The sequence below is a fragment of the Nocardia uniformis NBRC 13702 genome, assembly GCF_001613345.1.
GTDB classification, from domain to species: domain Bacteria; phylum Actinomycetota; class Actinomycetes; order Mycobacteriales; family Mycobacteriaceae; genus Nocardia; species Nocardia uniformis.
In genome coordinates, this window is record NZ_BDCE01000020.1 from 14494 (window position 1) to 28541 (window position 14048).

Genomic DNA, 14048 nt, shown 5'->3' on the forward strand with positions numbered 1-14048 from the left:
ACGCGGAACAGTTCGAGTATCTTGTTGCTAGCGCAATATTCCTCACCGCAACTAAATGGAGGTTCCCATGACAGAGCTCGAATGGGTGGCCGGTTTCCGCACCGCCCTGGTGCATCCGGGCGAGCGCATCCAGCTGGCTGACCCGCGCGGGTTCGACAACCAGACGCTGCGGCAGGTGCTGCACATGGCCGGCGGCGGAACGCGGATCCGGGTGCGATTGACCAATCGCTACTCCGATCGAGACCTGGTAATCGGTACCGCGCGAATCGCGCTGCGCAAGGCCGGGGCGGAGATCGTGGCCGAGACCGATACCGAGGTGCGGTTCGCGGGGTCCGCGCAGGTGCGGGTCCCGGCGTACGGCGATGCGATCAGCGACCCCATCGATATGACGGTGACAGCCGGGACCGATCTGGCACTCAGCCTCTACCTGCCGGAGCCGACGGGGCTCGCGCCCTACGCGCAGCTACCCAATGAATCCGGGTGGATTGCCACGGGTGACCGGACCGCCGATCTCGCGCTGCCAACGGCCGAGGAGACCACCTCGCAGTTCTTCGTCACCGGCGTGGATGTCCTGGCCCCCGCCGACACCCCGGTACTTGTGGCCTTCGGGGACTCCTGGTTCCAGGGCACGGGTTCGACGCACGGGGCCAATCGCCGCTCGGTGGATGTACTCAATGAACGACTGAGCCGGAGCTGGGTGGTGAATCAGGGCAGCGGCGGAAACCGATTGCTGACCAAGGAGATCGGCGAGTCCGGTTTGGCGCGGTTCGAGCGGGATGTGCTTGCGGTGCCGGGCGTGCGTGCGGTGCTGGTGAATTTCGGTATCAACGATCTGATCCTCGACGAGCGGACCACTCCCGCCGAGGATCTGATCGCCGGGTTCACGGAGTTGGCGCAACGGGCGCACGACGCCGGGCTGCCCGTGTACGCCAACACCATCGGCCCCTTCGGTGGGGCCTACTACCCCGGTCTCGCCGTTGAGACCGGGATGCCGGTGCGACGGGAAGTCAATGCATGGCTTCGCGGCACCGACGTTTTCGACGCGGTCTTCGATGTCGCCGCCGCGGTGCAGGATCCGGACCGGCCGGATTTCCTGCATCCCGAATTCGACGGTGACGGTATGCATCTCAACGATGCAGGTGCCCGCGCCATGGCCGGGGCAATGGATCTCACCGCGCTGGATCTCACCGAGCGGAGCTGACGGCACCGGCCGCGGGGATCAAGGCAGCCGCGGACCTGCACCCCGGTCCTGTTTCAACCCATTGGTCCACAGGTTGTCGGCGATATCGCGGCCCAGCCGCACGCCGCCGATATTCTGCGTCAGGTCCATTTCGCCGTTCGCGCCGGTGGCGAAGGCGTCGAAAGACCAGTGCACACCGAGGAATACCCGGCTGCGGCCGTTCTCCTCCATCATCTGCCACAGGCCGTCCGGGAAGTGCCGGGTGTGCCGGGTGCGAGCCACGCCGTCATTGTCGGTGGTGCTGCCGTCGAGTTCCGCGGAGACGACACCCAATCCGTCGACGAGGGTGTCGGGCCCTTCGGCGGTGACACCGTAGAACCGGCGGGTGATCTGCAATGCCGCGGCGCCGAAGGTGGCGTGTCCGGACGGGTAGGCCGGGAACGGTGGGGTGAAGTTGAACGCGACCTCATTGCTGCGCGGTGCGCCGTGCGGTCGCCAGCACGGATCGCAGTCCGGATCCAGGCCGCGGCCCGGGGTGCTATCGGGCCCCATGGACGGGTCGTACTCCCGGATACCGAGTACGGGCCGCCACAGATTGTGCCGGTACTTTTCGTCCCAGCACAGGATTCCGGCATCGGCGAGCGCGATATTGACCAGTGCGAACAGGCGTGCGTTCTGCTCGACAGTGTTGTCGCGGGCGTGCGCGACGGCGCGCACGATCTGGTTGTAGAGCCGTGGCGGGGTGCCCACCCCCTTGGAGCCGTCATAGCCCCAGAACACGCCGATCAGGGTTTCGTCGGCGGTGCGCGCGGCCATGCCGGTCGGCAGACTGGCGGCGGCCTCGGGCGCGATGCCCTTGGCCCGCACCTCACGCAGGGCGTCCAGGTAGCGCGGGTCGACCCCCTTCGGCGGCGGATCAAGGGTGTAGCGCGTGCTCACCGCGAAACACCGGGAGCGCGCGCCGTAGTGGGGTGCGTAGTACCCCTGCGCCGGATTGACCGGGTCCGGGCGGTGATTGGGCGCGGCAGTATCGGGGTGATAGTTCTTGGCGTCGGTACCCGGATCACCCTTGCGAACCCGGAGTACGGCACGGGCGACGGCCTGTCCGTGTGCGGTGCCGCGACCGACACCCGGACCCGACAGATCGGCCTCCCGCAGGGCGCGGTCCAAACGCCCGTTCTGCGCCGGATACAGCGCCGACAGGGTGGCGTGCGCGGCGACCGCCATGGCCGCGTCCACGGCTGCGCCATTGGCGGCGACCGGCGGCGCGGTCAGCCAGGTGCCGTGTGGCGCACCGACAATGCTGAAGTACGCGTCGTGCATGGCCGCGTGCACGATGGCGAGTGAACGCGAACTGCCGATCGGACCGCGCGAACCGCGTTCGGCCTGCTTCAGTTCGGTGTGTGCGATGCGATCCGCTTCCAACGCCACCGCGTTCCAATACAGGATCTGGTCCACTTGTACTGCCTCCCAAGGAAATCTATCTACTCGCGGGCCGGGCCTCCGGATCTGCCCATGCCGCTACAATGCGCTGATTTCCTGCGGATTTCGGCAGTAGTGCGCTACCCGAATTCTGTCGGAAGGGTTCGAATGCGTGCGAGTAGCGCGACGAGGGGCGCACCCATCGCAGGTCAGCGCGGTTTCACCGCGTCGAGTAGCTCCGGGCCACGAGTCTCCAACCGCTTGGTCGCGAGATTGACGCCGAGTAGACCCGCGGCCAGCCCCAGTCCGATACCGACCGGCAGCGCTGACCACATGATGAACGAATTGTCCCGGACCGCACCGATCCCCAGAATCACCAGCACCGGCGCACAGGCCACCAACTGCCCCAATCCGACACCCAGCTGTAGCAGTATCTTCGCGCAGCCCGGATTGCCCGAGGCCGCGAAGGGGTTGCCACGCTGCGGCGGTAGCGGATACGGCGCGTAGGTGGACAGGAAGACCACCGCGCCCGCACCCACCCCGAGCAGGACCGGCAGGGTGGCCAGCCCCCACGGATACATTCGCGTTTGCCCGAGCACCCCGGGGAGAACGAGCGAGGCGAGCAGCGCCACCGGCGCGACGAGTAGCAACCAGGCCAGTACCCGGCCGCGCACATCGGCGCGGGCGGCGCTCGGAGTCACAATGGTCTGCCAGACCGCCGTGCCGTCGAAACCATAGAGGTTGGCGCCCGCCATGGCGGCCAGCCACACCACGAAAGAGCCTGCGAACGGGATGATTTGACTGTTGTCGTTCTGAATGGCGATGAATATCGGCAGGACGAAACCGATCAGCAGTAGCGGCAGCAGGGTGGCGCGGCGGCGACTGTCACGCCACCAGGTACGCAGTTCCTTACCGACCACCGCACCGATCGGCGTGCTGGGGAGGGTGCGTTCCAGCAACCCGGTTTCACCATTGGCACGCACTTCCGCGGCGGGCGCGGGCGGGGTGGTGAGGCGACGGCCCAGCAGGGTCGCCCAGGCCTGCCACAGCAGCAGCGACAGCAAACCCAATCCGAGCAGTGGCAGCACGGCGAGTAGCCAGTTGCCGTCGGCGGCGGCCTCCACCGCATACGGTGCCCAACCGGAGGGTGCGACGCGCAATGCCGTCGCCACCGCGTCCGGAGCGTCGCGCAGGGTCGGACCGACACTGCCGATGAGCAGATTGAGTGGGTAGTAGGCCAAGCCGAGCAACCCGGCCAGTAGGACACCGAGATCGCGCCCGCGCCGCGATCGCATGGCAGCGCCGATCCAGCCCGTCATCGCGCGGGCCAACAAGACCACGAAGATCAGTTGCAGGATTACGCCGACCACCGCGAACAGCGCCGGAACCATGCCGTATTGCGCTGCTAGGAACACCAATCCGCTGAAGGCGAGCAGATTCACCACCACGGCGACACCCGCGAAGGATGCGGCCGCCAACCCATAGGCGAGTTGCCGATTGCTCAGCGGCAGTAGCCGAAAGTGCTCGGGCTGCAGGGTTTCGTCGCTACTACCGGTCAGGATCGGGCCGCACAGCCAGCCGAGCACCCACGCGCCGTACAGCGCTGCGGTGATATTGATCGCGCCGTGCAGGTTTCCGGGCGCACCCGCGACAGTGAACGCGATGGTGACCAGGGCGGCCGCCAGTCCGAAGAAGGCCCCCAGCCAGAATCCGATAGCCGCCCGGCCGCTGCGCATCCCACGAACGGTGAGTCGCAACCGCATTCGAATCATTACGCCAACCACGACAGCCCCTCGTCGCCGCCGACGCGCCCACCGACGAGCCGGACGAAGGCGTCCTCCAGGCTGCCGGTTCCGCGCACCTCGGCCACGGTGCCGCCCGCCACCACCCGGCCGCGATGAATCACGGCCACCTGATCACACAGGTTCTCCACCAGTGCCATCACATGGCTGGACAGCACCACCGCTCCCCCGCCCGCCACGAATCGCTGCAGAATCGTGCGAATGGTGGAGGCGGACACCGGATCCACCGCCTCGAACGGCTCGTCGAGCACCAGGAGCCTCGGCCCGTGCAACAGTGCGGTGGCGAGTCCGATCTTCTTCCGCATACCGGCCGAATAATCCACCACCACGGTGTTTTCCGCGCCGTCGAGTTCGAGTACCCGCAGTAGCTCGTCGGTGCGCTCCGCCACCACCGGCTTGGGCATGCCGCGCAGCAATCCGGTGTAGTTCAACAACTCTCGCCCGGTGAGCCGCTCCGGTAGGGCCAACCCGTCCGGCAGCACCCCCACCAGCGCCTTGGCCGGCACCGGATCCGCCCACACCTCGGTGCCGAAGATGCGCGCCGCCCCATGGTCGGGCCGCAACAACCCCACCGCCATCGACAGCGTGGTCGTCTTCCCGGCCCCGTTGGGCCCCACCAACCCGAAGAAGGATCCGGGCCGCACCGCGAGGCTCACGCCTTCGACAACCCACGGCCCGCCGAACCTCTTGTAAAGCCCATCCAACTCTAGCGCCGGATGCCCATCCACCTGCATGTTTCCCCTCTTCCGGGCGCCGCACAGGCATGCCCTCGCATCACGATACGACGCGGAACCGGGGACGGTTCAGTAGGGAGATGACGCCGTCGTGTCAGATTCGGTCAGCGGTTCCCCGAGGGACAATCCATTGATGCCGGAGGTCGGGGTAAGCAGCAGCCATTAATTCGAAGTGATTGTCGTAGTGCAGAACAGTGGCGTCGTAATGAACTGCCGTCGCGGCGATCAGGATGTCGGTCGCCTGCGCGGAACGACCATGACCTTGTGCCCACAACCCGGATCGAATCGCTCGCACGATACGGTCGATACCTGGGTCCATTGGCAGAAAGTGGTACACGGCGGAGTACACGTGGACTATTCGATCCAGATCGAGGCGATTTCTCGCGCTGTAGCACGCTTCGTCCAATGTGACGACGTTGGAGCAGAGTACGGCGACGTCATCACTGAGGCGGTCGAATGCCTTCCGTACAGCCACGCTCGTACGGATCCGAGAGACCGCACTGTGGTCGACCAAATAGAGCGCCCGGGCGCTGCCGAGGCCGCTCATTGATCGCGCGATCGCTCGGCTTCCGCTTTCAGCTCATCGTCGGTTAGGAATACATCGTTGTCCGCGAACCATGCAATCGCGTCATGCTGTTGCTGTTGCCGAACGAGCAATCGCAAAGCAGTCCGCACCGTCTCGGTCTTCGTCGCACCGCCGGTTACCTGACGAGCCTGTTCCATCAGGTCGTCCGGGATGTCGATCAAGGTCTTCGCCATACCATTCCTCCTATGGATATCCGAAACTGCGCTCCAGTATATACTCCAGGATCTCGCTGGTCGGAGCTTTGGGTGGAGTGGTCGACGAGCCATCGCTGACCACGATCCGAGCGTTGTCGACCGCCTCTGCCGAGCTATTGGCAAGGGTGGACCAGACATGTGCGGGGTGAGAGTCGATCTCGCTGATTGACGGGCGGTATGTCCACCAACCAGCGAAATTCAGCGACTAATTGCTGGACACGATCCGTACATCGTCACCTGCCGCGTCAGTCGGCTCCCCCAGGGCGGTGACCCAGTGGGTGACCTCGCCTTCGTCCAGGTCTGCGGCGATCTCACCGTCACCCGGCAGCACAGAAAGTGCACCCGCCGTGGCCACGGCTAGGAATTCGTTCACAGCCGCCTGTCCGGTGGTCGCGGTCGTGTAGAGGGTCGACTCGTAGTCGATCTCGTGTTCCTCACGCAGGGCATCGGCTCGGTCGAGGGCGTCGGTCTGGGTGAGGGTGGCCCAGGTGCCGTCGGCTTCGCGGTGGACGAAGGCCGGGGTGTCCTCGGTGAGCGGGCGGACTCGGTCGGCGTAGGAGACCGGGTGGGCGGCGGCGGCGGCGATATCCGCCTTGATCTCGGGGTCGGTGGGGACCAGCCAGCGGACCGATTTGGCGGCCGGTTCCAGGGCGATGCCGAAACCGGCTCCGGCGGCGAGGATATCGCCGAAGGAGAGGTTGTCGGCGAACAGCACCGCGGCACCTGCCTTGTGGATCGCCCAGGCCGCCACTACCGCATCGACCGAGCGAGGGAGAGCGACGGCGACGACATCGCCGGGACCCGCGCCGCGATCGATGAGGACTCGGGCCAGCTGGGAGGAGCGGCGGTCGAGCTCGTGGTAGGCGAGCTCCTGGCCGTCCGCCAGCAATGCCGGGGCCTGCGGGTCCTCCTCCACCACGGCGGCGAGCGCCTTGGCGACCGTGCGGTCACCGAGCCGGTTCACCTCGGGGGTGGAATCGGTTGCGGCGACCGTACTTTCGGCGAGGATGCGGGCCCGCTCGGTGTCATCGAGGATATCGATGGCGCCGACCAGGCTCGCCGGATCGCCGAGCAGGGCGTCGAGGACGCGGTGCAGACGCGCGGCGAGGGTGGTGACCTCGTCGGCGGTGAACCGGCTACCCAGGTACCGCATGGTGATATTGATGGTTTCCTCGGCCATCACCACCAGGGTCATCGGGTAGTGGGTGTTGTCATTGACGCCGACACCGGTGACGGACATACCGTCGATGGAGCTGGCGGCGGCGACCGCTTCCTTGTCCATGGGGTAGGACTCGAACACCATGAGGGTGTCGAACTGGCTGCCCATACCGGCGACCCGCTGGATATCGGTGAGCCCGATGTAGTGGTGTTCCAGCAGATCTGCCTGTTCACGCTGGACCCGCTCGAGCATGCCCTCGACGGTGAGCCGGTCGTCGATGCGAATGCGTACCGGCAGGGTGTTGATGAACAGACCCACCATGGTTTCCACTCCGGGCAGGTCGGCGGGGCGGCCGGAGACCGTCGCGCCGAACACCACATCGCCACGGCCGGTGAGCCTGCCGAGCAGGATGGCCCACGCGGTCTGCACCACGGTATTCACCGTGACGCCGAGTTCCCCGGCGCGCTTGGTAAGCGCGCGGGTGCGTTCGGCATCGATTTCGGTTTCGTGGCGGCCGATTTCGTAGTTCTCCTCCGCACGCGGCTGCGGTGCGAGCTGCGTCGGTTCGGAGACGCCGGAGAGCGCCCTGGTCCACGCCCGCAGCGATTCGTCGCGGTCACGACCGGCGAGCCAGCTGAGGAAGTTCCGGTAGGAGGTGACGCGCGGCAGTGCCGAAGTGTCGCCACGAACCGCGTACAGCACCAACAGATCCTGCATGAGCAGCGGCATGGACCAGCCGTCCACCAGGATGTGGTGGGTGGTGATCACCAGGTGCGCCTGTTCGGCCTCGGTGCGGAACAGCGTGAACCGCATGAGCGGCGGCGTAGCCAGATCGAAGTGCGTGCCGCGATCGATCTCGATGAGCTCCCGCATCCGCGGAACCCGCTGTGCCTGCGGCAGATCGGTCAGATCGACCACACGCCACGGCGCTTCGGCGCGATCGAGTACCACCTGTACCGGCTTGCCGTCATTGTCGGTGACAAAGGCGGTCCGCAGGTTCGGGTAGCGATCGACCACTCCCTGTGCGGCGGCATGCAACCGCTCGACGTCGACGGTGCCACCGAGATCCAGCACGGCCTGCATGGTGTACACGTCGAGGGTCTGCTGACTCTGGGCGATCATCGCCTGGAACAGCAGGCCGCCCTGCAGCGGTGACAGCGGCCAGACATCGGCGAGCGCCGGGTAGTTGCGCTCCCACACCTCGATATCGCCCTGGCCGACCTGGACGAGAGACATATCCGACGGCGTGAAGCCGCCGACCTCGGTCCGCTGGGCGTGCGCGGCCAGCGCCGACAGTGCCGCCACGAACAGATCGGCGAACTCCTGCACCCGTTCCCGACTCAGCAGCCCCGTCGGGAAGGCGAAGGCCGCGCCCAGTTGCGGGCCGTCCTCGCCATCGGTGACGATGGCATTGATGTCCAGGGTGGCATTGGCGGGCATGTCGAGATCCATATCCGCGTCCAGCTGCCCGAGGTCACTCACCGGCACCCAGCCCAGCTCGGCGAGCTGTTCGGGTACTTCACCGGCGGAGACACGACCGAGGTAGTTGAAGCTGATCTGGCCGACATCGCGCAGCTCATCCCGAGTTTCGGGGTTGAGGTGGCGCAGCAGACCGAAGCCGAGCCCCTTATCGGGCACCGACAGCAGCTGTTCCTTGACCGATTTCACAATGTCGCCCATGGCTTTTCCGCCCTGGAACGCATCGTCGAGATCGGCCGAACCCACGTCCAGTCGCACGGGGTAGGCGCTGGTGAACCAGCCGACGGTGCGCGAGAGATCCGCGCCCGGCACGACTTCCTCTTCGCGGCCGTGACCCTCCAAACGAATGAGCGTCGCGGAGCGACTCGATGGGGGGTGGTGGCCGGGCGACGGGTGGGCCAGTGTCGCGGAACCCGCTCCGCGCCACCGCGATACGGCCATGGCCAGCGCCGACAGCAGTCCGTCGTTGACACCACCGCGGTACAGGCCTGGAATGGCGGTCAGCACGGCGTCGGTCACCTCAGCCGGAACCGATACCTCGACCCGCTCCACAGTGGCGAAGGTATCCACCGCCGGATCGAAGGCGCGCGAGCCGAGCAGCGGATCGGGCGTACCCGTGACTCCCTGCCAGAACTCGAGCTCCGCGACCCGCTCGGGGGCGGCGGCCGCATCGACGAGGGCGTGCGCCCAGCGCCGCATGGAGGTGCCGTTGGCGGGCAGCGCCACCGGCTGACCGAAGGCCAGCTGCGACCAGGCCGTGGCGAAGTCCGGAATCAGAATGCGCCAGGACACGCCGTCGACCACGAAGTGGTGGGCGGCGAGCATGAGCACATCGCGACGGTCGCCCTCGAAGGAGAACCAGACGAACTGGATCATGGCGGCATTGGCTGGATCGAGTCGTCCGAGCGCACCGTCGAGTTCGACACCTGCGGCCCGGGTCAGCTCCGCATCGGAGATGTCGGCGGGCACGACAACGCGCTGGATCAGCGCGTCGACATCGACGGCTCCCCGCTCGAGCGCCTCGAATGTCCAACCGGCTCTGCCTGACGCGGCGTCCGCGGGGCCCTCCGTGGTTACGCGAGCTGCCGCCTCCGTGCCCGTCGCTCCCGCCGGGGCGTTCCCACGCAGGCGCGACCGGAGCACATCGTGGTGGTCGAAGACCGCCGCGAGGGTGCCTACCAGGGTCTGCCGGTCGATACCGTCGGGCAGGCGCAAGGCCATGGACTGCGAGAACCGCTGGTAGGTCGACCCACTCGACAGAATGGCGGTCATGATCGGCGTCAGCGGGATATCGCCGACACCGCCACCGGGCAGTTCCGCCAGCTTCTGCTGTTCGGAATCCCCACCGCGCACGGCGATTTCGGCCAGTCCGGCCACGCTGCGCTTCTCGAACACATCGCGGGGGCTGAACAGGATGCCCCGGCCCTTGGCCCGCGACACCAGCTGAATCGACAGGATCGAATCGCCGCCGAGTGCGAAGAAGGAATCGTCGAGGCCGACCTGTTCGACACCGAGTACCTCGGCGAAGACAGCGGCGATCTCGCCTTCCAGATCGCTGACGGGAGCCCGGAATTCGCGCGGGGCCAGGGCGGGCGCGGGCAGGGCGCGACGGTCGAGCTTGCCCGCCCCGGTCAGCGGAATCTCGTCGATGACCGTAATGGCCGTCGGCACCATGTATTCCGGCAGCAGCGCGGCGGCGTGTTCGGTGAGCGCGGCGATATCGATGACCGCCCCGTCGACCGGTCGCACATACGACGCCAGGATGGTGGTCCCGGCCTCGGTCCTGTGTCCGACGGTGACCGCGAAGTCCACGCTCTCGTACGCGGTGAGTGCCGCGTCGATCTCGCCGAGTTCGATACGGAAACCGCGCACCTTGACCTGGAAGTCATTGCGGCCCACGTACTCCACCACGGCATTGCCCGCGGCGTCGCGACGCCACCGCACTACGTCACCGGTGCGGTACAACCGGTCACCCGCCGCACCGAACGGATCGGCGACGAACCGCTCGGCGGTCAGACCCGGCCGCGCGTGGTAGCCACGCGCCAGCTGCACACCGGCGACGTAGAGCTCACCGGCGACACCTTCGGGTACCGGATGCAGTCGGGCGTCGAGCACCATGGCCCGCATACCGCGCACCGGACCACCGATGACCACCGGATCGCCCGCCGACAGCGGGTCGGAGATATTGGTGGCAATGGTCGCCTCGGTCGGACCGTAGGCATTGTGGAAGCGGCGCGGGCCGGCGCCCCCCGACCTGTTGGACACTGCGACCGACCACTTGGCCACCAGATCCGCCGATACGGCTTCACCACCGGCGATGATGACTTCCATACCCGCCAGCTGCTTGGCGTCCAGCGAGGCCAGCACCGATGGCGTGATCAGGCCGACACTCACCCGCTCGCGGGCAATGAGCTCACCGAGCTCGTCGCCGCCATAGGTGCCCGGCGGCACCACCACGAGCGCACCGGCCGCACCGAGCGCCAACAGCAGCTCCAGGATGGAGGCGTCGAACGACGGGGAGGCGAAATGCAGTGCCCGCGAACCGGAGTCGAGGCCGTAGCGCACGACCTGCTCCAGGCTGAAGTTGGCCAGACCCGCATGGGTGACCACCACGCCCTTGGGCATACCGGTGGTGCCGGAGGTGTAGATGACGTACGCGGCATGCTCGGCCCGAATGGGTGCCCAGCGATCGGCATCGGTGACCGCGCCATCCGAGTAGCGCTCGGCCTCGGCCAGCACCGCGGTGTCATCGAGGGACAGCCAACCGGCCAGGCTCTTGACCGGCGGCAGTTCGTTCACCTTGTCGGTGACCGTGAGGCCCAGCACCGCACCGGAATCCGACACCATATGCGCGATACGGTCAGCCGGGTAGGCCGGATCGATCGGCACGAAGGCCGCACCGGACTTTGCGACCGCCCACACCGCGAGTACGGATTCGATGGAGCGCGGAATGGCCACGGCCACCAGCACATCCGGTCCGGCGCCGCGTTCGATGAGCAGTCGCGCCAGACGTGAGGAGGCCTCATCGAGTTCGGTGTAGGTGAGGCTGCGGTCTCCGAAGACCACCGCCTGACCCTTCGGATTGTCCTGGGCGGCAGCGCTCATGAGATCCGCGAGAGTGGCCGCGGGCACCACCGCACCGCCCGTGCGGGCAATGAGGTCGGCGCGCTCCGGCTGCGCGAGGATCTCCAGGTCACCGACCGGCTGCTCCGGCCGCGTGGTGAGCTGTTCGAGCAGTCGGGTGAACCGCTGCGCGAACACCTCGACGGTGCTGTCGTCGAACAGGTCACGCGCGAAGGACAGTTCGGCGTACATGCCGTCGGAGCCCGATTCACGGCCCGCCGTGGGTCCGGCTTCCCGAATGGTCAGCGACAGATCGAACTTGGCGGTGTCATTGTCGAATTCGACGGCGGCGACCCGCAATCCGGGCAGTTCGAAGGTGGTGTCCGGCAGGTTCTCGAACGACAGCACCACCTGGAACAGCGGATGCCGCGAGGTGGACCGTTCCGGGCTGAGCAGATCGACCAGGCGCTCGAATGGAATATCGGCGTGTGCGAAGGCCTGCAGATCGGTGTCCTTGGCCTGTGCCAGCAGCTCACCGAAGTTGGCCTGTCCGTCCACTCGGGTACGCAGCACCAGGGTGTTGACGAACATGCCGATCACATCGTCGAGTTCGGCCTCGCCACGACCGGCGATCGGAGTGCCGACCGCGATGTCATCGGTGCCCGACAGGCGCGCCAGGAAGACCGCGAGCGCGGTGTGCATGACCATGAACATGGTCGCGCCCTGCTCGCGGCCAATCCGCTGGAGGCCCTGGTGCAGTTCGGTGCCGATCGGGAACAGCACCCGGCCGCCGCGGAAGGACTGCGTGGTCGGACGCGGGCGATCGGCCGGCAGGTTCAGCTCATCCGGCAGATCCGCCAGCGCGGTGCGCCAGTAGTCGGCCTGCGCGGAGATGAGGCTCTGCGGATCGTCCTCGGAGCCCAGCACCTCGCGCTGCCAGATGCTGAAGTCCGCGTACTGCACCGGCATCGGAGCCCAGCCCGGCGTCACACCGGCGGCGCGCGCCGCGTAGGCCACCATCACATCGCGGGTGAGCGGGCCCATGGACCAGCCGTCCGCGCTGATGTGGTGCGCCACGAAGACGAGCACATGCTCGACGGTGGCGGACTCGGTTCTGCGGGCCGCGCCATTGTGCAGCGCCGCGGCGGCGTTCTCCCCGACCGAGCGCAGCGTGGCGGCCTCGATCGCGGCGGCGGCATCGAGGGCGGACGCCTCGTGCTCGGTCATTTCCTCTACGGCCGCGACGCGGAACAGCTTGGCGCGCAGGGGCACTTCGCTGGTGACGTCGAAGCCGGTCGAGATGGCCGCGGCAATGCGGTCGCGGATCTGGGTGGCGGAAACCGCGATCGGGGTGAGGTCCGGAACTGCCTGAGCCGCCGGGACGATCACCTGGGATGCCGCACCGTCGACCTGCGGGTAGATGGTCCGCAGGGTTTCGTGGCGGCCGATGACATCGGCGACCGCCTGCTGGAGCGCGGCGGTATCCAGTTCGCCGGTGAGGCGGACGGCGACCGGGATGTTGTAGGCCGCCGACGTGGTGTCGAACTGGTTGAGGAACCACATGCGCTGCTGCGCGAGCGACAGCGGAATCACAGTGTTCGATTCCTTGGCAGGACGCTCCCGCGCGGTCAGCGCCTTGCGGCCGCCCGCTCCGGCGTGCTGCTCTACCTTGGCGGCGAGACCGGCGACGGTGGAGGCCTCGAACAGGGCGCGCACCGGCACCCGGGCGTCGAGTGCGGCACCGATTCGGGCCGCTACCTGAGTGGCGAGCAGTGAGTTGCCGCCGAGCGTGAAGAAGTCGTCGTCGGCACCCACACGCTCGGCACCGAGCACGTCGGCGAAGACACCCGCCACGATCTCTTCGATGGGGGTGGAGGGTGCGCGGAACGCGGTGGACTCGAATTCCGGTTCCGGCAGGGCCTTTCGATCCAGCTTGCCGTTAACGTTCAACGGCAGGGCGTCGAGGACCACGAAGGCCGAGGGGACCATGTAGGACGGCAACGCCGCCGACAAGGCCGACTTCACCGCAGCCACGTCTACGACCGAAGCAAAACCTTCCGTCATTCCGGCGTGCTTTTGGCCGGAATCCACCGCTGTCAAGACCGGTGCCTCCGAATGTGGATCCCGGCCAAAAGCATGCCGGGATGACGAGGAGGACTCAGACGACTCGGATGACGAGGAGGACTCGGGTGACGCGGCCGACACCAGGTACGCCACCAGACGGTCGCCCGTGCGCTGATCGGACTTCGCGATGACCGCGGTCTGCGCGATCTCCGGCAACGCCAACAGCGCCGCTTCGATCTCGCCGAGTTCGATACGGAAACCACGGATCTTGACCTGGAAGTCGGTGCGGCCCCGGTACTCCAGCTCACCGTTTCCGGTCCAGGCGACGAGGTCGCCCGTGCGGTACATGCGCGCACCGACAGTGA

General features: G+C 67.1%; 7 protein-coding genes. 1 reads left to right on the plus strand and 6 read right to left on the minus strand.

The annotated features are described in order from the left end of the window. The first annotated feature begins 67 nt into the window (after positions 1-67). Positions 68-1201, plus strand: coding sequence for a GDSL-type esterase/lipase family protein (locus NU1_RS06680; RefSeq protein ID WP_067518447.1), 1134 nt, complete (start codon positions 68-70; stop codon positions 1199-1201). Between the two features lie 18 nt (positions 1202-1219). On the opposite strand, the gene NU1_RS06685 is transcribed toward NU1_RS06680, so the two are convergent. The 6 genes from NU1_RS06685 to NU1_RS44125 form a co-directional block, all read right to left on the minus strand. Continuing rightward, positions 1220-2638 (minus strand): vanadium-dependent haloperoxidase, encoded by a 1419-nt coding sequence (locus NU1_RS06685; RefSeq protein ID WP_067518449.1) that lies wholly within the window; start codon positions 2636-2638, stop codon positions 1220-1222. Between the two features lie 173 nt (positions 2639-2811). Next, a complete protein-coding gene (locus tag NU1_RS06690) occupies positions 2812-4338 on the minus strand; it encodes a hypothetical protein (RefSeq protein ID WP_084521037.1) in 1527 nt (508 codons plus the stop codon). Positions 4339-4373: 35 nt separating this feature from the next. After that, positions 4374-5138: an ABC transporter ATP-binding protein gene (locus NU1_RS06695; protein WP_067518453.1), complete on the minus strand. Its 765-nt coding sequence runs from the start codon at positions 5136-5138 to the stop codon at positions 4374-4376. A 94-nt stretch (positions 5139-5232) separates the two neighbouring features. After that, complete coding sequence (locus NU1_RS06700; protein ID WP_067518455.1) at positions 5233-5685, minus strand: PIN domain-containing protein; 453 nt, start codon at positions 5683-5685, stop codon at positions 5233-5235. Further along, positions 5682-5897: a type II toxin-antitoxin system VapB family antitoxin gene (locus tag NU1_RS42135; protein ID WP_067518457.1), complete on the minus strand. Its 216-nt coding sequence runs from the start codon at positions 5895-5897 to the stop codon at positions 5682-5684. Before NU1_RS42135 ends, NU1_RS06700 begins: the two co-directional genes overlap by 4 nt. 226 nt (positions 5898-6123) lie before the next feature. Further along, the gene (locus NU1_RS44125; RefSeq protein WP_443093777.1) at positions 6124-14031 is read right to left on the minus strand and encodes a non-ribosomal peptide synthetase; all 7908 of its coding nucleotides are present in this window, start codon (positions 14029-14031) and stop codon (positions 6124-6126) included. Positions 14032-14048 lie beyond the last annotated feature (17 nt).